The following is a 21,672-nucleotide window of genomic DNA, read 5'->3' on the forward strand; positions in this document are numbered from 1 at the left end:
TTATCGGAACGGTTTTTTTTATTTTAAGCGCTATGGAAATTCAGGAAAATATCGTCAATAAAGTTGCAAACAGTGGTTTAATCACTTTAAATCTGGAAGATTATTATCACGCCGGAGAAAGGGTTTTATATGACATTAAGGATAATCTTTTTCATGGATTAATTTTAAAAGAAAAAGATTTCAGAGATTTTATTAAAAACCACGATTGGAGCCAATACCAGGATAAAAACGTTGCCATTATTTGTTCCGCAGATGCCATTGTGCCAACTTGGGCTTACATGTTGTTAGCCAACAGAATGCGCGCTTATGCCAATGAGGTTGTATTTGGAGATTTGAATGCGCTGGAAGCCGTAATGTTTGCTAAAGCGCTTGCCAGAATAAACCCTCAAAATTATGCAAATGAACGCGTAGTTGTTAAAGGTTGCGGCGATATCGATATCCCGGTTTCGGCCTATGTAGAAGTAACCAATTTGCTCACTCCGGTGGTTAAAAGTATTATGTTTGGAGAACCTTGCTCAACCGTTCCGGTCTACAAAAGAAAGGATTAATTTTTGGTTTGCTTTTTGTATATTCATCTTTAAACTAACCTTGGGATTCAAGAAATAACTTCGCGACAGCAAAAAATATATGGCTGTTTCTTTAAAAGGTTAAGCACATAACGAAACACAAAAGCAAATGAAAAAGATATGGATATTGGTGGCTGTTTTTGCCTTTGTGGCATTTACTGCAACAGGGCAAGAGTTGCCGGTTACGAAAGAGCCGGTTTTTCAGGCAGGCGAAGTTTTAACTTATAAATTGAGATATGGGTTTATTACTGCTGCAGAAGGAACGCTTAAGGTTTTAAACTCTGACCTGAAATTTGACGGTAAACCAACGTATAAACTAACGGTAGACGCAGAGACCTCAGGCACTTTTGATGTGTTTTATAAGATTAGGGATCACTATGATTCCTATATTGATAAAACAGATCTGCTGCCATATTTTTATCAGGAAAACATTAGAGAAGCAAGTTACCGCCGGCAAGATAAAGCTCGTTTTTCACAAGATATAAAGAAGGTGGTTTCTAATCGGGGTACCTTTACAACGCCAACAACTCAAACTTTTGATCTGGTATCGGCGTATTATTTTGCCCGGAGTTTGGATGTAACAAAGCTGAAAACCGGCGACAAGTTTAAACTAAACTACTTTTTGGGGGATGAAATTTCTGCACTGGAAATTGAATATATTGGTAAGGAAACATTAAAAACCAAACTCGGTAAAATTCGCTGTTTGAAGTTTAGTCCGTCTATAAAACCCGGACGGATTTTTAAAAAAGATAGTCGTTTGTATTTGTGGGTTACAGATGATGGAAACCGCGTGCCAGTGAAAGCCCAGGTAGAGATATTGGTTGGTGCAGTAACCATGGAACTGAAGGATGCCACAGGATTAAAATATGCTTTAGCAAAAGAATAATGATGATAGAAGTCGAAAATGTGCTGGTGCACGAAGATGTGTTAAAAGAAAATTTTGTTTGCAACCTAAATAAATGCAAGGGGATTTGTTGTGTAGAAGGAGATTCTGGTGCACCTCTTGATCATGAAGAAAAAGCAATTCTTGAAGACATCTATCCAAAGATTAAACACCTCTTAAACGAGAAAGGAATCAAGGCGATCGAAGAACAGGGTGTGTATGTGGTAGATGAAGATGGAGATTTGACTACGCCCTGTGTAGATCGGAATAAAGAATGTGCTTATGTTCTTTTTGAAAATGGTATTACAAAATGCGCAATAGAAAAAGCATATGAAGAAGGAATTGTAGATTGGAAAAAACCAATTTCATGCCATTTGTACCCAATACGTATTACCAAGTATCCGGAGTTTGAAGTTTTAAATTATGATCGTTGGCACATTTGTCACGATGCGTGCACCTTTGGGAGAGAACTTAAAGTACCAGTTTATAGCTTTTTAAAAGGTCCCCTCATCCGTAAATATGGAGAAGAATGGTACAAAGAATTGGAAAATGCTGCCGCTATCGTTTGATTTTTATTTGATTTGAGTGCTTTGGGTTGGTGTTCAAATCAAATTTCTGGTAATTTTTCCTTTAATAATATACATGGAAACAATATTTTTTCTGGAGAGAATGGTGTCACCTTTAAAATTCGGATTGGAGGAACGTAAAATTACTTTGCTTTTATCAATATGTTCAAAAACCAGCTTAATGCTGCGTAAACCATTACTTTCGTCATCTGTCATTACCACATAAGCTTCTCCCCATTGCAGTACTTCGAAATTGAAAATCTGTTTTACGGCAATTATATCTCCTGAGGCATATTTTGGATACATGCTATCGCCGTAAACAGGAAGATATGCTGTGCAATCATTAAAAGGACGGTAATTGACAAAATATTCTGCTTTTTCTTCGTTAAGCTCCGGGGTTTCCATTTCCGCTAAACTGATGTCAAAGTAAGGAACACCTTCTTTAACTTCAGAAATTACAGGTCCTTTTTTCAGGAACATCTCTCCAATTCCGGTCTCCAACCAATACAGATTTACATGGAAAATCGCTTCCAGACGGAATTTTATAGAATTGGAAATGCCCATTCCATCTTTTCCGCGAATAATATCTGAGAAGGAACCTTGCTTTATATTTAATTTTTCTGCAAACTCTTTTTGTGTGCGAAAGTTGAGTGTATTCATGATCAATCTTAATCTTTCATTTTCAGTCATCGGAAGAATATTATAGAGTATCGAATAAATATAGAAATATGAAATATTATGTATACATTTGATTTACATCCCATAAGATACAAAATTATTTGAAATTATGGATTTTTACACTCAAGCTGACTTTTTCGAAGTTGATCAGTTTTTTTCCAACTTTGATTTAGATCAAAACCACGCACTGCTGGAAATCTGGAGTGCAAAGTTAATTGCAGAATCTTCAGAACCCAGTCCAATTTTACCTTTTGATATTTGGAATTTACAGGATCAACTTCGTCTTGTTTTAAGTGCGGCATACAAAATAAGTTTTTTCCTATCAGATGATATGCTTTCTCAAGTCAGTGCTTTGGCCGATGTAACACCTGTTTCAGACCTGGATCATTTCGATTGTCTTTCTTTTGCAGAACAATCTGCACCCATAGAAACTTTAAAGCAAATATTTGAAAAGAAGCCAATTGATGTTGTTTTGCAACAACTTGAATTTTATACTTGGGAAGCGCTTTTAAATCCAACACTTCGATTTGCAGAAGAATTGCACGTTTTTGAATCATTGATTAAAAAGTTGATGTTAATTGGCCGGTGGATCGCATTTTCTGAGGTTCTAAAAACCCGATATATAAATCCTGATGCATACGTTGGGAGTGACCCCATGTCTCTGAACATCTCGCAACGCCAGAATCCGTATAGTGTTATAGAGCAATTTTTCCATGCGAGGACTTTAGGTCGTTACCGTGAAATTATGAGAAGCTGGGCGAGGTCAGCCTCATCTATTGGGCTGCAAATAAATAATCCGGGCGAAATTTTATACCTGCACGAAAGCGTCATAAAAGTTGTACACGCAGCTTATATTATTGGAAAATTTAGAATTGAATATAACAATAAGCGCAAGTATTCCGGCCAGAGTAAATACTTTGGAGATTGGCTGAGCCAAGTTAGACGGCAACAAATAGATGATTTTTCTGCGACAGAAGCCGATTTTCAATTGGTTTGTTTGGAAAGAAAATATCGGGAGCAACCCTTACAATTTCTTCACCAAACCCTTACATTATCTCAGATGCATACTATTCGAAGTGGATTAAGCCAATGGCTTGAAGCTGCAATGCATAAAGAATATGATTTAAGCGATGCTGATGAGCAATATAAATTTTCTTTATTTGATTATCTCGAACAGCTGTTTGAAGTATTGTTCATTATGGTAACGGGTGTTCAATTAGATGTCAGGAACAATGTAAATTGAATATAAAATTATTTCTGATGAAAAGGATCAGGAATAAATACAAATTAAATCAATATAGAAAGACGGATTTTTTGATAATTTGTCTGTTTACATTTATGTTTTTCCAAAAATTGAGTAAATCAGTATTAAATCTTCGATTTTAAGTGAGTCTTGTTTGATTTTCGTATAATCTGTGTTACTTTAGCGAGTCGAAATCATTTAATAACTGTGAAAAAAATTCTAATCACTGGTGGTGCGGGCTTTATAGGTTCGCATGTTGTACGCCGCTTTGTTAATCAATACCCTCAATATGAGATTGTAAATTTAGACAAATTGACCTACGCAGGTAATTTGGCTAACTTAACGGATATCGAAAACAAACCAAATTATCGGTTTGTGAAGGAAGATATTGCAGATGCAGAAGCGATGAATACGCTTTTTAAGACTGAGAATTTTGATGCCGTAATCCATCTTGCTGCAGAAAGCCATGTTGATCGTTCTATCGCCGATCCATCAGCTTTTGTAATTACAAACGTCATTGGAACAGTTAATCTTCTAAACGCCGCACGCGAGTTTTGGAAGGGTGATTATGATAAGAAACGTTTTTATCATGTAAGTACAGATGAGGTATATGGTGCTTTAGGTGAAAGCGGAATGTTTACAGAAGAAACTTCATATGATCCACATAGTCCGTACTCTGCTTCGAAAGCAAGCTCTGATCACTTTGTGCGCGCATATCATGATACTTATGGAATGGATTGTGTAATTTCAAATTGCTCAAACAACTATGGTTCGCATCACTTTCCCGAGAAGTTAATTCCGTTGGCCATTAATAATATTAAAAACAACAAACCCGTTCCAGTCTATGGGAAAGGAGAGAATGTACGAGATTGGCTTTGGGTAGAAGATCATGCAAGAGCAATTGACGTGATTTTTCATCAATCTAAAACAGGAGATACCTACAATATCGGTGGTCATAATGAATGGAAAAATATTGATTTGATTCATTTGTTGTGCAACATTATGGACGAGAAATTAGGTAGAGAAGCAGGAGAATCTGCAAAATTGATTACGTATGTAACCGACCGGGCAGGGCATGATTTGCGTTATGCAATTGATTCTACAAAATTACAAAATCAACTGGATTGGGTACCAAGTTTACAATTTGAAGAAGGTTTGGCAAAAACTGTTGACTGGTATTTGCAAAATGAAGAATGGTTAAACAACGTAACTTCTGGCAATTATCAAAGCTATTACGAAAATCAATACAGCAATAAATAATACATGGAAATTGAACAAACAGGACTGAAAGACTGTATCATCATCAAACCTAGAGTGTTTGATGATCCGCGAGGATATTTTTTTGAAAGTTTCAACAAAAATACCTTTGAAGAAAAAACGGGCCTTTCTGCAAATTTTGTGCAAGATAATCAATCGTTTTCTTCATATGGCGTAATCAGAGGTTTGCATGCGCAAACAGGAGAATTTGCCCAGGCAAAACTGGTTCGTGTTTTAAAAGGTGAAGTGTTGGATGTTGCTGTAGATGCCCGTCAGGGTTCGCCAACTTTTGGTAAACATATCGCTGTTAAGTTAAGTGCAGAAAATAAGTTGCAATTGTATATTCCACGCGGCTTTTTGCACGGTTTTGCCGTCTTAAGTGAAACTGCAGAGTTTTTTTACAAATGCGATAATTTCTACAATAAGGATTCAGAAGGCGGTGTATTGTATAACGATCCTGCATTAAACATCGATTGGCTTATTCCGGCTGAAGATCATTCCATCTCCGATAAAGATCTTGTTTTGAAAACATTTTCAACCATGTACCATGTCTAAAATACTTGTAATAGGTGCAGGCGGCCAATTGGGGCAATGCCTTAAAACGGTTGCAGAGCGAAGAAAAATTTCTGACATTACTTTTCCTGCGGAACAAGAGGCAAACATTCTTCAAGCCGATATTTTAAATCAATTACTGGCGCGCGAGCAGCCATCTTTTGTCATTAACTGTGCGGCTTACACTGCGGTAGATAAAGCGGAAGACGAGCAAGAAGTGGCAAAGGCCGTTAATGAAACTGGAGCCGCTAATTTGGCCGAGGCGTGTAAATCAGCCGGTGCGGTTTTAATACACGTTTCAACAGATTTCGTTTTTGGCGGAGAAACGGTAAAATTACTAACAGAAGATGATATTGCCAATCCAATAAACGTATACGGTTTAACAAAACTTGACGGCGAAAAAGCCGTACAAAGAGTTTTAGCAGAACATTATATTTTACGGACAAGCTGGTTATACTCTGAATTTGCAAACAATTTTGTGAAAACTATGTTGAAGCTTGGTGCTGATCGTGATGAGCTGAATATTATAGCTGATCAGGTTGGTACACCAACATATGCAATTGATCTGGCAAACGCTATTTTTGAAATAACTGAGCAGGCTGCGCCTAATTATGGCGTTTATCATTACAGCAATGAAGGGGTAACATCATGGTTTGATTTTGCAAAGGCAATTTTTCAAATTAGCGAAACACAGGTTAGGGTGAACCCAATTCCGGGATCGGCTTATCCAACGAAAGCAACCAGACCTGCCTTTTCCGTAATGGACAAGAGCAAAATTAAAAATACATTTAATCTGGAAATTCCTTATTGGAGAGATAGTCTGGTAGAATGCATTAAGCAAATTAAAAACAATTAATTAGAAAGTCTGTCGGTTTCATCAATTTACAAACCGCAAATAAGAGATATATGAAAGGCATAATCCTCGCTGGCGGCAGCGGAACACGTTTACATCCCCTAACATTGGCATGCAGCAAACAAATGATGCCTGTGTATGATAAGCCAATGATTTATTATCCTTTATCTACACTAATGTTGGCTGGTATCAGAGAAATTCTCATTATCTCTACTCCACATGATCTTCCAAATTTTCAAAAACTTTTAGGAGACGGAAAAAATCTTGGCTGTTCATTTAGTTACGCTGTTCAGGCAGAGCCAAATGGTTTGGCGCAGGCTTTTGTTATTGGAGAAGAGTTTATCGGAAACGACAAAGTTGCTTTGGTTTTGGGGGACAATATTTTTCATGGAGACGGAATGGCAAAATTACTTCAAGCCAGTTCAAATCCAGATGGGGGAGTTGTTTTTGCTTACCAGGTTTCAGATCCGGAACGTTACGGCGTGGTAGAGTTTGATCAAGACAATAAAGTAATCTCAATTGAAGAAAAACCTGCTGCACCTAAATCTGATTACGCTGTTCCCGGATTGTATTTTTACGATAATGAAGTCGTAGAAATTGCTAAAAACATTAAACCATCACCTCGTGGTGAATACGAAATTACCGATGTAAACAAAGTATATCTTGAACGCGGCAAACTAAAAGTTGGTGTTTTAAGCCGCGGTACTGCATGGTTAGATACCGGAACTTTTACTTCTTTAATGCAAGCCGGGCAATTTGTCCAGATTATTGAAGAAAGACAAGGATTGAAAATTGGCTGTATTGAAGAAATCGCTTATCGCATGGGTTTCATCACCGCAGAAGAACTTCGGGCAATAGCTACACCATTAGTGAAAAGTGGATACGGAAGCTATTTGTTGAAACAGATTAAATAGAAAAAATCTATAATGTATTGTTCGCCATTTCAGTATGCTGGAATGGCGTTTGTTTTAACCCGCATCACGCAAAAAAAATTATAACTTATATTTGCAATTCAATAAAGTGATATGGATAAACAATTACAGATTGCAATTGTAGGACTTGGTTATGTAGGTTTGCCGCTGGCCATTGCTTTTGCGCATCAATACAGTGTGGTTGGTTACGATATCAACACAAATCGAATTAATGAACTAAATACAGATTTCGACCTGACTAAAGAAGCAGATTTAGAAGAGCTGCACAACTTGAAGCTTGGTGGTCAATTACGTTTCACCTCAACAATAGATGAAATCTCATCATGCAATATCTATATTGTAACGGTTCCAACACCGGTTGATGAGTTTAAAGCACCGGATTTGTCTCCACTTTTATCGGCGACTAAATCTATCGCTCTGCACATTAAAAAAGGAGATATTGTTATCTATGAATCAACCGTTTATCCGGGTTGTACTGAAGAAGATTGTGTTCCGATTCTTGAAGAATACTCCGGATTACAATATAACGTAGATTTTTACTGTGGATATTCACCAGAACGGATTAATCCGGGAGATAAAGTAAATACGCTTACCAAGATAAAGAAAGTAACATCTGGTTCAACACCAGAAATTGCGGAATATATAGATAAACTCTATTCGTCGATCATAACAGCGGGTACACATTTGGCACCAAGTATTAAAGTTGCCGAAGCTGCGAAAGCGATTGAAAATGCACAACGAGATATTAATATTTCTTTCATGAATGAGCTTGCGTTGATTTTTGATAGAATGGAAATCGATACAACTGATGTGTTGGCGGCAGCATCTACCAAATGGAATTTCCTTAATTTCCGACCGGGTTTGGTTGGCGGACATTGCATAGGTGTAGATCCATACTATCTTACGCACAAAGCAGAAGCACTTGGTTACATTCCAGAAGTTATTCTTTCGGGGCGAAGAGTAAATGATAATATGGGTTTCTTTGTTGCCAACAAATGTATCAAACTCTTGGCAGCGGCAAACAAAGCGATTAACGGAGCGAAAGCACTGGTTTTGGGATTTACATTCAAGGAGAATTGCCCGGATTTTCGAAATACCAAAGTAATTGATGTGGTAAATGAATTGAAATCTTTTTCGATGGAAGTTCATATTCATGATCCTTGGATAGATCCCCAACGCGTAAAATCGGAATATAATTTGGCAGTAGATTGCGTTCTAAGCACGGATGAAAGCTATGATCTGATTGTTTTAGCAGTTGCGCATCATCAGTTTCGCGAGTTGGATTTTGCTGCGTATAAAGCTAATGGAACAATTATTTTTGATGCAAAATCTTTTATCGATCGGGAATTTATCGATGCCAGGTTGTAAAATAAGCAAAAATAAAGCATTAATCCATTGATCGAAACAGGTGATTAGTCAAAGCGTAAGGATTTCAAGATCATTGTGCTTGGTTGCTATCCGTAAAAACAATCCGGAGATAAATGATCTAGACAAGAAGATTTTAAATACTAAACAATAAAATAATCACATGAAGGTTGCACTTATCACCGGCGTAACAGGTCAGGACGGCGCGTATTTAGCTGAGTGCTTGTTGAAAAAAGGATATATGGTTCACGGTTTAAAACGTAGGTCATCATCTTTTAACACCGATCGTATAGATCATTTATATCAGGATCAACACGAAAGCAATGTCAACTTCAAACTTCATTATGGCGATCTGACCGATTCTACAAATCTGATTCGCATCATCCAGGAAACACAGCCTGATGAAATTTACAACCTCGCGGCGATGAGCCACGTTCATGTAAGTTTTGAAATGCCAGAGTATACGGCAAATGCAGATGGCATTGGTACGCTTAGATTGTTGGAAGCAATCCGGATTTTGGGTTTGACCCAAAAAACCAAAATTTATCAGGCATCTACTTCAGAGTTGTATGGTTTGGTTCAGGCAGTTCCTCAGTCAGAAACTACACCGTTTTATCCCAGATCGCCTTATGCAGTGGCAAAAATGTATGCTTACTGGATTACAGTAAATTATCGCGAAGCCTACAATATGTATGCCTGCAATGGAATATTGTTTAATCATGAAAGTCCGCTAAGAGGCGAAACCTTCGTTACGCGTAAAATTACGCGTGCGGCTGCAAAAATTGCCCTTGGTTTGCAAAGCTGTTTGTACTTAGGCAATCTTTCTGCGCAACGCGACTGGGGCCATGCAAAAGATTACATCGAAGCCATGTGGCTAATTTTACAGCAAGAAAAAGCTGAAGACTTTGTAATTGCAACCGGAATTACGACACCTGTTCGTGATTTTGTTCGGATGGCTTTTGCAGAGTTGGGAATCGATGTAGAGTTTTCAGGTAAAGATGAAAATGAGAAAGGCGTAATTGTTGGTCTTGACGTAGATCAGTTAAATACTTTAGGTATTGATTACAGTAAACTATATCTGGGCACTACAATTGTTAAGGTTGATCCGAAATATTTTAGGCCAACCGAAGTGGATTTGCTTCTTGGGGATCCAACAAAATCCAAAACGCAATTGGGTTGGGAACCTAAATATGATCTGCCAGCTTTGGTGAAAGATATGGTTCATGCCGATCTTACTTTAATGAAAAAAGATGAATTTCTTAGAGGTTCAGGTTTTAAAACGCTGAATTATTTCGAATAAAAAACTGCTTTTCCTCTACATTATTTTGTAGAGGAAAAGTGTTTTCTTTCTGATACCTCTATGAATATCCACAATTTTTATGACCTCTTATATCACCTTTTTGTGATGTGAGTCATTCAATTCGGTCGGATAAAAATTATTACTTAGATAGTTATTGTCTAAAGTAGATTTAAAAGGTAATTCTTAGCGAACTCATAATTACTTATTGGAGTCTTAGAACAAAATCTAAGTATTTTCTGCTTGTTTTTGTTACAAAACTATTGATTTGTGTTTAAAATTCTTATCTTTATCTCCCAGATGAATGAGACATCCCCGTTATAATTCTGTCTGTTCATCAATCACCTATTTTTGAAAAACTTTTATGGCTTATATAAGCAAAATTATGTGAATCCCCAATTTTTGTTTGTTGACCTCGTTTAGATATTAAAGTTTTACACCCTTATTAATAAGTTTATGTTAAGTTTTTTTAGTAAAAAGAGCAAGATAACAGATATTTCTTGGTTGGGAATAGATATGCACTCCCATATTCTTCCTGGAATAGACGATGGATCGCCGGATGTCGATACAAGCTTAAGATTTGTAAAATCACTGGAGAACTTAGGTTATAGTCACTTGATTGCAACACCGCACATCTATAAGGAGCTTTATCCGAATACTTTTGAAACCATTTCAGAAGCAAAGAAAAATTTACAAGAGGCATTAAATGGAGCGGGCGTTTCCCTGAAGTTGGATTTTGCTGCCGAGTATATGATCGATCAGGATTTTGATTTGGAAGCAGAGTTATGTCCGGTTCAAAAGAAACACCTTTTGATAGAGATGTCTTATTTAAACGAAAGTCCTAATATCAGTCAGCGTGTTTTTGATGTAGAAATTAAAGGTTTTACACCTATTTTGGCACATCCAGAACGGTATACATTTTATTTTAAAGACAAAACACGGTTAAAACGTTTCAAAGAAAAAGGATGTTTACTTCAGCTTAATTTGTTATCTGTTGTAGGCTATTATGGTAAAGAGGTTAAACAACTTGCAGAATACTTGTTGAAAGAAAACATGTACGATTTGGCAGGCACAGATCTTCATCACGATAAACATTTAGACACTTTAACAAATGCGGTACAATCTGGTAAATTATATGAAACTATCGGACACTATCCATTTAAGAATAAAGAATTATTTCAGCAACAATTTGATGCTGTAATTTAATTGCGGAACAATCATCAGTCAAACTCCAACGCCCAGATTGTTAAAATTTGTCAATCTTAACACAAGACCAATCCTAATCAAATAAATTTGTATTTTTGATGCGCTAATTCGTGGCAAATGATCCGAAAAATTGTTCTTATAGAAAATTTTCGTGATCATTGCGGTTGCGAATTTTTGTAAACTACCTATACATGAAGTTTAAAAGTCTATTCAAAATTACCCTCTTTTTCTGTTTCCTGATTATTTCGCAGTCCTCGTTTGCACAAACCAACTATTCGGATATTAAGGTTGACGAGCTTAGTGATGCGAAAATTAAAGAGTTAATGCAACGCGCAGAATCTATGGGATATTCAGATGCTCAACTGGAGCAACTGGCCGTAGCACAGGGCATGAAACAAACTGAAGTTGATAAACTACGTACACGGGTAGAAAAGATCAGAAAACAAGATGGTTCTCAAAGTTCATCTTCTGGTGGTGATGCAACTTTAACTAAGCCATTTGTTGATATTGAACGCACAAGAACGGCTACCAATCAGAAACGGGCAGATTCTGCTTTAAGAACCAACCAGGCAGCAGCTGCATCAACACCAAAAGCCAAAGTTTTCGGGCAAGAACTCTTTGCCTTATCTTCGCTGCAATTTGAACCGAATTTGAGAATGGCCACGCCAAAAGGTTATATTATTGGGCCAGACGATGAATTATTGATAGACATTACGGGCGATAATGAAGTTAGTTATAAATCAAAAGTAAGTCCGGATGGTGCAATCCGCATTCAGTATGCCGGATTAATATTTGTTGGCGGTTTAAGTATCGAACAGGCAATTTCAAAAATAAAATCTTCTCTATCGGCTACTTATCCCGCAATGCGGACAGGTAGAACTTCGGTTTCTGTAACCTTGGGTAATATAAAAAGTATTGCTGTAACGGTTGTTGGCGAAGCAGTAAAACCCGGGACGTACACAATTTCCTCGCTTGCCTCACTTTTTAATGTTTTAAATATTTCTGGTGGTCCAAGTGCTAACGGTACTTTCAGGAATATTCAGATTGTACGCAACAATAAAATTATCAATACGGTAGATATTTATGATTTTCTATTGAATGGAATCCAGAAGGGAAACATTCGTTTGCAAGATCAGGATGTGATCAATATTCCGGTATACACTACGCGTATTGAATTGAGTGGCGAAATTAAAAGACCAGCAATTGTCGAAATGAAAAATTCAGAAACGCTGGCTGATGCTTTGCGTTTTGCAGGTGGTTTTGCGGATGATGCTTATTCTGCTCAGATTAAAGTTTTGCAGAATACCAGCAGAGAAAGAAAAGTAACGGATATTAACGAAGCCGATTTTGCAACTTATAAGCCGAAAAACGGAGATAAATTTGTTGTAGAAAAAATTCTTGATCGATTTGCGAATCGTGTAGTAATAGAAGGAGCCGTTTTCAGACCTGGCCAATATGAAGTTGATGAACAGCTGACTTTAAAAAAATTGATTTTAAAAGCCGATGGTTTAAAAGAAGATGCTTTTTTAAATAGAGGTTATATATCGAGGTTAAATGCAGACAATAGTCTGGCTTTAGTATCTTTTGATGTAGCTAAAATTATGAATGGTACAGAGCCTGATATCAAAATTCAGCGCGAAGATAAAGTAACCATCAACTCTAAATTCGATTTGAGAGACGAATACAGAGTAAGTATACAAGGTGAAGTTAGGCAGCCGGGAACGTTTAATTTTGGCGATGGAATGAATCTTGAGTCTTTAATTCAGATGGCCGGCGGTTTCCGCGAAGGAGCAACGCCAAACCGAATTGAAATTTCCCGTAGGATCAAAAATAGTGATGCAACTTCGGCATCAGCACAAACTGCAGAAGTGTTTACTGTAAATGTAGATCCGGATCTTAATGTTCAGGATAAAGGTTTTGAACTTAAACCTTTTGATATCGTTTCTATAAGGAGTTCAGAAACCTATCATGTACAAAGCCAGATTAAAATTGAGGGCGAGGTTTTGTATCCGGGAATTTATACCATAACAAAAAAAGATGAACGTATTTCTGACGTTATAAAACGAGCCGGTGGGTTAAGTCCGCTGGCTTATGTTGAAGGCGCGTCTTTGCGTAGAACGGCAATTGGTGGCCCAAGAATGGACAGTTTGGAGACCGCAAGAGAAGAGAGAGAGAAGCTCTTGAATTTGCAACGTTTGAAGCAATCAGGTGCTAGAGATACCACAAGTTTAGATAAAGATCTGGCTGTATTAAGAAGTGATTTAGTAGGTATTGATCTGGAACGTATTTTGGAAAAACCTTTATCAAAATATGATCTTATTTTGGAAAATGGAGATATTATCCGCGTACCTAAAGAACAACAAACTGTTCGCGTTACCGGAGAAGTTTTAAAACCCAATAGTATTGTATACCAACGAGGAAAAAGCTTCTCAGGTTACATCAGCGGATCGGGTGGTTTCAGTTACAATGCCTATAAAAAAGGTGCATATATCGTGTATTCAAACGGATCGGTAGCGGCAAACCGTAAATTTTTATTCTTCAATAATTTTCCGAAAGTAAAACCAGGTGCGGAGATATTTGTACCTAAACGCGCCGAACGAGAACGTTTAAATGCGGCCACATTTATTGGATTATCTACAGCACTTGCTTCTTTGGCTGCTATTATCGTCACTTTGATCCGCTAGTTATGTCTGAAAACGCAAGTAAAGAGATCACCTTAAAAGAAATGGCACTCAAAGTAAATGAGTGGTTCAAATATCTAAAATCCAAATGGTTGATTCTTTTAGTTGGCTCTTTGTGTGGAGCCGTATTGGGATTTTTATATGCAAGTTATAAGAAGCCTAAATATGTGGCCATAAGTACTTTTGCACTTGAAGATTCAAATGCTGGCGGAGGCTTGGGCCAAATGGCTGGATTGGCCTCAATTGTTGGAATAGAAATAGGTGGCGGAGGAAACGGTGGTGTTTTTCAGGGCGATAATTTAATTGAGCTTTACAAATCGCGTACAATGATTCAACAAGCGTTATTGACCGAGGCGAATTTTGACGGCAAAAAACAGTTATTGATTGATCGGTATATAGATTTTAACAGGTTAAGAGATCAATGGGCGGAAAAACCGTATTTGAAAAATATAAATTTCCATAAAACACAAGATGAACGTTCAGCGCGTGCACAAGACAGTATCTTGGGCGCTGTAGTTAAAGAGATTGGCCGCGTTAATTTAGTGGTTACCAAACCAGATAAAAAACTCAGTATTTTGAAAGTTCAGGTGACTTCAAAAGATGAATTGTTCTCAAAAGCGTTTAATGATCAGATTGTTAAAAACGTGAATGAGTTTTATGTGCTTACGAAGACCAAAAAATCTTTGCAAAATGTTGCGATCCTACAGCATCAGGCAGATTCCGTCAAGCGCGAATTGAATGGCGCTTTAGAAGGAATGGCTGCATTAACAGATGTTAATCCAAATGCCAATCCCGCTAGGCAAATCTTGAAAGTACCTTCGCAAAAAAGACAGGTTGATGCACAGGCAAATACAGCGATATTAACAGAGTTGGTAAAAAACCTGGAAATGTCTAAAGTCTCTCAGCGAAAAGAGATGCCATTAATCCAAATGATAGATGCACCGGTTTTGCCACTTAATAAAGTAGAAACAACAAAACCGCAAGGTATATTCGCTGGTTTTTTTCTTACTGGCTTTTTATTGTCATGTTTCCTGATTGCTAGAAATGGTTTCTTATCAATGATCAGATAGATGTCGGGATTGAAGAAAAATATTGTTTTTAATACACTTCTTTCCCTTTCTCAAATTCTGTTTCCTTTAATCACGTTTCCATACGCATCTCGTGTTTTGGGACCAGATGGTATGGGGGCAGTAAATTTTGCCGATAGTTTTATCACCTATTTCCTGATTTTTTCTGCGTTAGGTATTCCGCTTTACGGTGTGCGCGAAATCGCGAAAGTTAAAGGAGACCGACTTGCGTTGGGCAAAGTTTTTTCTGAATTGATTTTTATTCACCTGGTAACATCTTTACTTTCCATTGCCATTCTTCTCGGAATTAGTCTGGTCAACCAGAAAATGTATTCTAATTTTATGTTGTATCAAATCGGGATGTTTATCCTTTTGGGCAATGTATTTATTGCAGAATGGTTTTTTCAAGGCATAGAAAAATTCAAATATATTGCCGTTCGTACCGTTTCCATCAGATTTTTGACGATCATTTTGTTATTTGTTTTTGTTCATTCTACCGAAGATCGCAATATATATTATGGACTTAATTTGTTGGCAACATTTTTGGCGGCAGCCACTAATACGTTTGCAGTACAACGTATGGTTCCAATATCCTTTCAGAAACTGGAATTGAAAAGACATTGGAAACCGCTTTTCATTATTTTTTCTAACAGCATAATTACCACCATTTATTTGGTTTTTGATACCATCATTCTCGGTTTTTTAACTGCAGATGTTTATGTTGGTTATTACGCCGCTGCCATGCGGATTAGTAAGTTATCATTGGCGATAATTGGAGTTCTATCGGCGGTGCTTTTGCCTCGCTTAACTGTGGCTTTTAAAAATGGCAACCATGAAGAAGCTAGAAAACTCTTAAATACATCAATCAGTTTTGTAATTTTTGCGAGCATTCCTATAGCTTTTGGTACATATTGCCTTGCTCCGGAAATTATCGCACTTTTTGCCGGCAATACATACGAACCAGCAGTTGGCTCATTGCAAATTTTATGCTTCATTGTCATTTTTGTGGGTATTGCACAGGTTTACGCACACCAGATTTTATTGCCGCTGCATCAAGAGCGTAAAATTTTGTTCGCTTCCATCATCGGTGTTGTAATTAGCCTCAGTTTAAATTTTTTACTGATTCCGTCACTAAAACAAAACGGTGCGGCCATTAGCTCACTTGCTACAGAAGGTTGTGTAACCGCGGCACTTTTCTATTATTCTTTCAAATTATTTCGGTTAAAATTTCCAGTTATGCAACTTGTGCAGGCCATCATCAGTGCGGCGTTGTTTTTAGCAATTCGCTACGCGGTTGTGCAGATTACCAATACGCCGATTTTGGTAATTGCCGCAACAGTGCCTGTTTCTGCAATTAGTTATTTTTTGCTACAGGTTTTTGTATGGAAAAACCGCACAGTACTTAATGTTTTAGGCGGTTTTGGACCATTAAAATTTCTTCAAAAAATACCTTAATATGAAAGCTTGTGTCATCATTCCGATATATTCTGATCAGATTAAACCCTACGAGGGAATTTCTATGGATCAGTGTTTTCGTATTTTGGGGCAACACCAAATTTATTTTATACTTCCTCAACGACTGGAGACATTTATAAAACAAAACAAATACGTTAAAGAAGGTAAAGCAAAGTACAAAACATTTAACGATAATTTTTTCAAAGACATTCCTTCATACAATCGTTTAATGAAGTTTTCGGGTTTATACCGCTCTTTTCTCCATTATGATTTTATGCTTATTCATCAACTCGATGCTTTTGTATTTAGAGATGAATTGCTGGAGTGGTGTAAAAGAGGATACGATAACATTGGCGCGCCACTTTTTGAAGGGCATGATTTTGCAACAGCCGATAGTCCGCTTGTAAGTTTAGGTAACGGCGGTTTCTGCCTGAGAAATATACAAACCTGTTATAAGATTAGCACCACTTTTAAGAAACTAAAATTTGTCAGAACTTTTGACGATGTTAATCGTCCGTTTTACATCAATTTTTACAGATATATTAAACATCAGCACATCTATATTTATTCGGGATATCCATTTCAACCAATTATCAATGAAGATTTGTTTTGGGCAGAAGTTATTCCTGAAAATTTTCCTGATTTTAAAATGCCAACAATAGCCGAAGCCATCAATTTTAGTTTTGAAGTAAATCCGGGTGTGTTGTACGAAATCACAAATCATAAATTGCCCTTCGGTTGTCATGCCTGGTGGAAGTATGATTTTAACTTTTGGAAAAGCCATATAGAAAAATTTGGATACCCGTTAGACTAGTCTAATGTTATAAAAATTTGCACATTTGTAACCTATGGGAATAAAACTGCGCTTGTTACAATCTAATGATGATGCTTATTATCTCGATTGTATTGATGAGCTCTACCGTACGATTGAAAACGATTCTTCTTTTTCTGAAGTCAGCCGTAAGCTTGTTCTTTTTAGCAGAGTAAAGTCTTTCCTGATCCGGAAAATGATTCATTTCCCTTTTCTGTATAAATTAAAGCTTGGAAGCAGAAGAAATGCAATCATTAATTTCGCATCTATGATCAGTGGCGATTTTCGGCTGCTAATGCCTTATGCATTTTCTTCGCGGTTAAATTTTATTTATATGTACGATGTTTGGCCGCGTTTTCATAAATGGATTTTTCCGCTGCTCGATTTTTTTAACGTACGCTACGTTTTTTTTTCGTCTAAACAGGTGTTTGAAACCTTTACTTCCAAATATTCTCGAATAAAATGTAAAGCGGTTTGGTTGCCTGAAGCACTAAAAGCGGATGATTACTGTAGCAAAGTTTTAAAAGAGAGAACTATAGATGTTTTGGAATTTGGCCGGATGTACGATACGTACCACAACCAGATTACCGGGCCGCTTAAAACTGCAGGATTAAATCACATATATCGGACAGCGGAGATGCCTTTTCTTTTTCCAGATAAGGCATCTTTTACAAATGCTTTGGCATCTGCTAAAATTGTAATTTGCGTGCCTTCAAATATCACACATCCAAACAGAGCAGAGTATATCTCGTCAATGACTTTGAGGTATCTTCAGGCCATGGCATCCAAATGTTTAGTGGTTGGGATATTGCCGTCTGATATGTTTGAAGTTTTCGGATACAATCCAATTGTCGAAATTGATGAAAATCGACCGGCAGAACAGTTGTTGGATATTTTGAATCAATATGAAAGTTATGAATCTTTGATTGAGAAGAACTATAAAGAGGTTTTAAAAAAACATCAGTGGTTAAACCGTTGGGACATAATTAAAGCCAAAATGCTGGAGGAAATATGAAAGAACCACTCGTAAGCATTATCATTCCTTCTTATAATTACGCACACCTTATTGAAGAAACTTTATTTAGTGTAGTACAGCAGCGTTATCAAAATTGGGAATGCATTATTATTGATGATGGTTCTACAGATCAAACGGTTTCCGTCGTTAACAATTTTATCTGTCAATATCCAACACGTTCTTTCACATTTGAAGTTGTCGAAAATGGAGGAACTTCGGCCACAAAGAACCATGGTATCAAGCTTGCTCAAGGTAAATACGTACAGTTTTTAGATGCTGATGATTTGTTAAGTGAGGAGAAACTATCTCATCAGGTTGCATTGGCGGAAAGAGAAAATGCCGGATTGGTGTTCTCTGAATCAAAATTTTTTGAAGGGCAGTTTACACAGCCGGAAATGATCCAAAAATATCCCGAAGGTTTTCTGGCCACCAAAACGTTAGAAAAAAAAAATCTTTTTGAACATTTGGTGCGGAATAATGTATTAACGATCAACAGCGCGTTAGTTGCAAAAGAACTCGTTGTTAAAGCCGGAATGTTCGATGTCAATCTGAAAAACAATGAAGACTGGCTGTTTTGGTTTAAAGTTGCACAACTTCATCCGAAGTTTATTTTCGATGGCAATCCAAAATCCATTGCATGGATCCGCGTTCATGGAAACAGCGCCATGACCAATCATGCAAAAATGTTTAATGGCGAAGTTGTTGTACGCCAATATATGGACGAGGTGTTTTCAAATGCCGGAAACAGTGAAGATCAAAAGCATTTAAAGAAACTGAATCTCGATTTATTGGCTTTGCATCAAATTCGATCATTAAGTATCGCCGCTGGCATGAAATATATTTTCAGTAGTTTTATCCGCAATCCGGTTCAGGGCTTTACTGTGTTGTTGCAGGGAGCTTTCAAACTGGGTGTCAGAATTTATAAAAACACAAAAAATTAATGGATAAAAAGTTATATCTGCTAATCCTCGCCATCGCGGGGTTCGTTGCCTTAGATGTATATCTTATTTATCGCTATGCATCCTGGGGATGTACAATTGGAGAATTAATCCCATTTTCTGGTTTTATGTTAACTGCACAGGCACTAACCATATTTTCTGTTATCAGATTTAATCAATTTATCAACCCTTTTACCATCTACAGTATTTTCATTTATATCGCTGGCTTTTCATTTCTGGTGTTATCCGACCGACAGGAGGAATATAGTTTCGAGTTTATGCTTGTAATATTTCTCAGTGTACTTTGTTTTGTTATAGGCGGTCTGGTTGCCATGAAAACCTATGCCTTCAGTTTAAAAAGTTACATTCCTCCTTTAAGTCAGCGCTTAAGTTTGGGGTTTTTATTGTTGGTTTTCTTATTTGGTATTGCTGTTTTCGTGATGGAAATCAGACAGCTGGGTTATCTTCCGATTTTAAATCTTGGTAATGCGGCTGTTTATGACGATTTGAATGAAAAAGACGTTACGCCGTTGCATAATTTTATTGTTCTGAATTCTGTATTGCCAGCAATGTTCTACATCCTTTTTAAAAAGAAAACCATCCGTTTTTGGCAGTTTTTATTACTTACAGCAGTTTCTAGTTTCATTATTCTGAATTTTTTCAGCAGGCAAATCATCGTTTTGTTTCTATTTGCGATGTTAATGGCATACAGTTATTATAAAACAATTCCCATCGTTCGGTTACTGTCTATCGGAGTTGTTTGCGTCGTTTTATTTATTGTTTTGGGAAAACTACGTGGCGGATCATCTGAAGACGGACAGTCGATGTCTGTAAATGAATTCTTAAGAGATTACGGCGATATTACTAAGCCTACAAACATTATTGAAACCTATCTTTCATTGTATGGAGCAGTTAATTTTTCTGCAGCAAATGCGATTGTAAACAATGCTCAGCGAGATTCTTATGTAAGTTATGGGGTTTACGTGGCTCGTCCGGTAATTACATTGTTGCCTGTAGATAAAAATCAAACCTACCCGCTTTTGTATAGCTCATATTCTAAAATCGGAACATATTTAGTCGATCCATTTTTGGATTTTCGTTGGTTTGGTGTTCTAATTTTTAACTTTCTCTATGGGTTGCTTTCCGTGAACTCCTTTAAAAATTACGCAGCCAAAAATGGAGAATACTACATTGTAGAATGGTCACTGTTTATCTTTTGTATTTTCATGTGCGCCTTTACCAATTTCTTCCACATGTTTTTTGTTGCTTTCTTTTTTGTGATAAACCGTATAGCGATTAAGTGAGATGAAAGAAAACTGGCTGCTTACCATTCTAATGGCCACCTACAATGGTGCGCAGTTTCTGGAAAAACAATTGCAGAGTATTTGTAGCCAAACGTATACGCACTGGGAACTGATTATTCGTGATGATGGTTCTGATGATGAAACATTACATATTATCGAGCATTTTGCGCAGAAAGATAAACGCATTTCCAGAATTGAATATGGAAATTTACATGGAACACCCTGCCGCAATTTTTCCCAACTTTTTGATTGGGCTTACGAAAATCAACGCGAGACGATTCTTTTTGCCGATCAGGATGATATCTGGCTGCCCAATAAACTTGAATGTTCATTGAATGGACTGGTGAAAAATGAAATCATTTTAGGTACCAAAACGCCAATTCTTTGTTACAGTAAGTTGAGTTTCATTGATGAGGACGATCGAAAAATTGATGCAGAGATCCCCTTGCCGCAAACGCTAAAACTAAACGTACTTCTGCATGAAAATTATGCCTGGGGTTGTACCATCATCATCAACGCAGCTGCTGTTCAGAAAATCAAACATATCCCAACAGAATCTGTAAATCACGACTATTACGTGGCTTTGGTGTGCGCGGCCTTCGGGAAAAATGTTCTGCTGAATGAAAATTTAATTCTGTACCGCCAGCACGGCAAAAATGTAAGCGGCAATGTAGATAAGATGAGTTTTACTGCCAGATTTCAACGTTATCTCGGTCAATCTGATACCATGCTGAAACCACTTATAGCAAATTATAGTTTGGTTCAAACTTTTTATGAACGTTATGAAACCGATCCGGCTTTTGCCGAAAAGCAAATTGTAGCTGGTTTTTTAAAGAAATATCAATCCGGATTTTTGCCTTTGGCACTTTATATGTTAAAGCACAAACTTATGAAAATCGGAATTGGGAAGAATATGGTATACTTTTACACCTTATTTTTGTTGCGCAAAAAAGTAGTGCAGGCGGTAGAGACAGGAGGTCGTGTTTGATACTTCATTACGATA

General features: G+C 37.1%; 20 protein-coding genes. 19 read left to right on the forward strand and 1 reads right to left on the reverse strand.

All coding sequences use genetic code 11. The annotated features are described in order from the left end of the window. Positions 1–32 precede the first annotated feature (32 nt). The 3 genes from ACJVDH_RS21570 to ACJVDH_RS21580 all read left to right on the forward strand — a co-directional run bounded on the left by ACJVDH_RS21570 (position 33) and on the right by ACJVDH_RS21580 (position 2,018). The gene (locus ACJVDH_RS21570; RefSeq protein ID WP_443945471.1) at positions 33–548 is read left to right on the forward strand and encodes a DUF2480 family protein; all 516 of its coding nucleotides are present in this window, start codon (positions 33–35) and stop codon (positions 546–548) included. A 127-nt stretch (positions 549–675) separates the two neighbouring features. Further along, positions 676–1,452 carry a DUF3108 domain-containing protein gene (locus ACJVDH_RS21575; RefSeq protein ID WP_443945472.1) on the forward strand — a complete coding sequence of 259 codons (777 nt, stop codon included), beginning with the start codon at positions 676–678 and terminating at the stop codon, positions 1,450–1,452. Between the two features lie 2 nt (positions 1,453–1,454). Further along, positions 1,455–2,018 carry a DUF3109 family protein gene (locus ACJVDH_RS21580; protein WP_443947648.1) on the forward strand — a complete coding sequence of 188 codons (564 nt, stop codon included), beginning with the start codon at positions 1,455–1,457 and terminating at the stop codon, positions 2,016–2,018. 33 nt (positions 2,019–2,051) lie between these two features. Here the strand turns inward: ACJVDH_RS21580 and ACJVDH_RS21585 are convergent, their stop codons facing one another. Further along, entirely contained in the window at positions 2,052–2,705 is a 654-nt protein-coding gene (locus ACJVDH_RS21585) for a LexA family transcriptional regulator (RefSeq protein WP_443945473.1), read from the reverse strand. Positions 2,706–2,802: 97 nt separating this feature from the next. Between ACJVDH_RS21585 and ACJVDH_RS21590 the strand changes: the two genes are divergently transcribed. The 16 genes from ACJVDH_RS21590 (at position 2,803) to ACJVDH_RS21665 (ending at position 21,657) form a co-directional block, all read left to right on the forward strand. Then, the gene (locus ACJVDH_RS21590; RefSeq protein WP_443945474.1) at positions 2,803–3,936 is read left to right on the forward strand and encodes a hypothetical protein; all 1,134 of its coding nucleotides are present in this window, start codon (positions 2,803–2,805) and stop codon (positions 3,934–3,936) included. Positions 3,937–4,143: 207 nt separating this feature from the next. Beyond that, complete coding sequence (gene rfbB / locus ACJVDH_RS21595) at positions 4,144–5,196, forward strand: dTDP-glucose 4,6-dehydratase (RefSeq protein ID WP_443945475.1); 1,053 nt, start codon at positions 4,144–4,146, stop codon at positions 5,194–5,196. A gap of 3 nt (positions 5,197–5,199) precedes the next feature. After that, entirely contained in the window at positions 5,200–5,748 is a 549-nt protein-coding gene (rfbC, locus tag ACJVDH_RS21600; protein WP_443945476.1) for a dTDP-4-dehydrorhamnose 3,5-epimerase, read from the forward strand. Continuing rightward, positions 5,741–6,601 (forward strand): dTDP-4-dehydrorhamnose reductase, encoded by an 861-nt coding sequence (gene rfbD / locus ACJVDH_RS21605; RefSeq protein WP_443945477.1) that lies wholly within the window; start codon positions 5,741–5,743, stop codon positions 6,599–6,601. The genes rfbC and rfbD overlap by 8 nt, the downstream gene beginning before the upstream one ends. A gap of 50 nt (positions 6,602–6,651) precedes the next feature. After that, a complete protein-coding gene (rfbA, locus tag ACJVDH_RS21610) occupies positions 6,652–7,512 on the forward strand; it encodes a glucose-1-phosphate thymidylyltransferase RfbA (protein WP_443945478.1) in 861 nt (286 codons plus the stop codon). Between the two features lie 111 nt (positions 7,513–7,623). Continuing rightward, positions 7,624–8,898 (forward strand): nucleotide sugar dehydrogenase, encoded by a 1,275-nt coding sequence (locus ACJVDH_RS21615; RefSeq protein WP_443945479.1) that lies wholly within the window; start codon positions 7,624–7,626, stop codon positions 8,896–8,898. 160 nt (positions 8,899–9,058) lie between these two features. Beyond that, complete coding sequence (gmd, locus tag ACJVDH_RS21620; protein WP_443945480.1) at positions 9,059–10,195, forward strand: GDP-mannose 4,6-dehydratase; 1,137 nt, start codon at positions 9,059–9,061, stop codon at positions 10,193–10,195. A gap of 453 nt (positions 10,196–10,648) precedes the next feature. After that, positions 10,649–11,398 (forward strand): tyrosine-protein phosphatase, encoded by a 750-nt coding sequence (locus ACJVDH_RS21625; RefSeq protein ID WP_443945481.1) that lies wholly within the window; start codon positions 10,649–10,651, stop codon positions 11,396–11,398. 191 nt (positions 11,399–11,589) lie between these two features. Further along, entirely contained in the window at positions 11,590–14,082 is a 2,493-nt protein-coding gene (locus tag ACJVDH_RS21630; protein WP_443945482.1) for an SLBB domain-containing protein, read from the forward strand. A 2-nt stretch (positions 14,083–14,084) separates the two neighbouring features. Continuing rightward, on the forward strand, positions 14,085–15,149 hold the full coding sequence (locus ACJVDH_RS21635; protein ID WP_443945483.1) for a lipopolysaccharide biosynthesis protein: 1,065 nt from the start codon (positions 14,085–14,087) through the stop codon (positions 15,147–15,149). Further along, entirely contained in the window at positions 15,150–16,601 is a 1,452-nt protein-coding gene (locus tag ACJVDH_RS21640; protein ID WP_443945484.1) for a flippase, read from the forward strand. It abuts the gene before it with no gap. 1 nt (position 16,602) lies between these two features. Further along, entirely contained in the window at positions 16,603–17,415 is an 813-nt protein-coding gene (locus tag ACJVDH_RS21645) for a DUF5672 family protein (RefSeq protein ID WP_443945485.1), read from the forward strand. Positions 17,416–17,449: 34 nt separating this feature from the next. Beyond that, a complete protein-coding gene (locus tag ACJVDH_RS21650; protein ID WP_443945486.1) occupies positions 17,450–18,427 on the forward strand; it encodes a glycosyltransferase in 978 nt (325 codons plus the stop codon). Beyond that, positions 18,424–19,368, forward strand: coding sequence for a glycosyltransferase family 2 protein (locus ACJVDH_RS21655; protein WP_443945487.1), 945 nt, complete (start codon positions 18,424–18,426; stop codon positions 19,366–19,368). The genes ACJVDH_RS21650 and ACJVDH_RS21655 overlap by 4 nt, the downstream gene beginning before the upstream one ends. After that, positions 19,368–20,669, forward strand: a complete 1,302-nt coding sequence (locus ACJVDH_RS21660) for an O-antigen polymerase (RefSeq protein WP_443945488.1) — start codon at positions 19,368–19,370, stop codon at positions 20,667–20,669. Before ACJVDH_RS21655 ends, ACJVDH_RS21660 begins: the two co-directional genes overlap by 1 nt. 1 nt (position 20,670) lies before the next feature. Further along, positions 20,671–21,657 (forward strand): glycosyltransferase, encoded by a 987-nt coding sequence (locus ACJVDH_RS21665; protein ID WP_443945489.1) that lies wholly within the window; start codon positions 20,671–20,673, stop codon positions 21,655–21,657. Positions 21,658–21,672: the final 15 nt, after the last annotated feature.

It is taken from the genome of Pedobacter terrestris, from assembly GCF_052343045.1.
GTDB lineage: Bacteria > Bacteroidota > Bacteroidia > Sphingobacteriales > Sphingobacteriaceae > Pedobacter.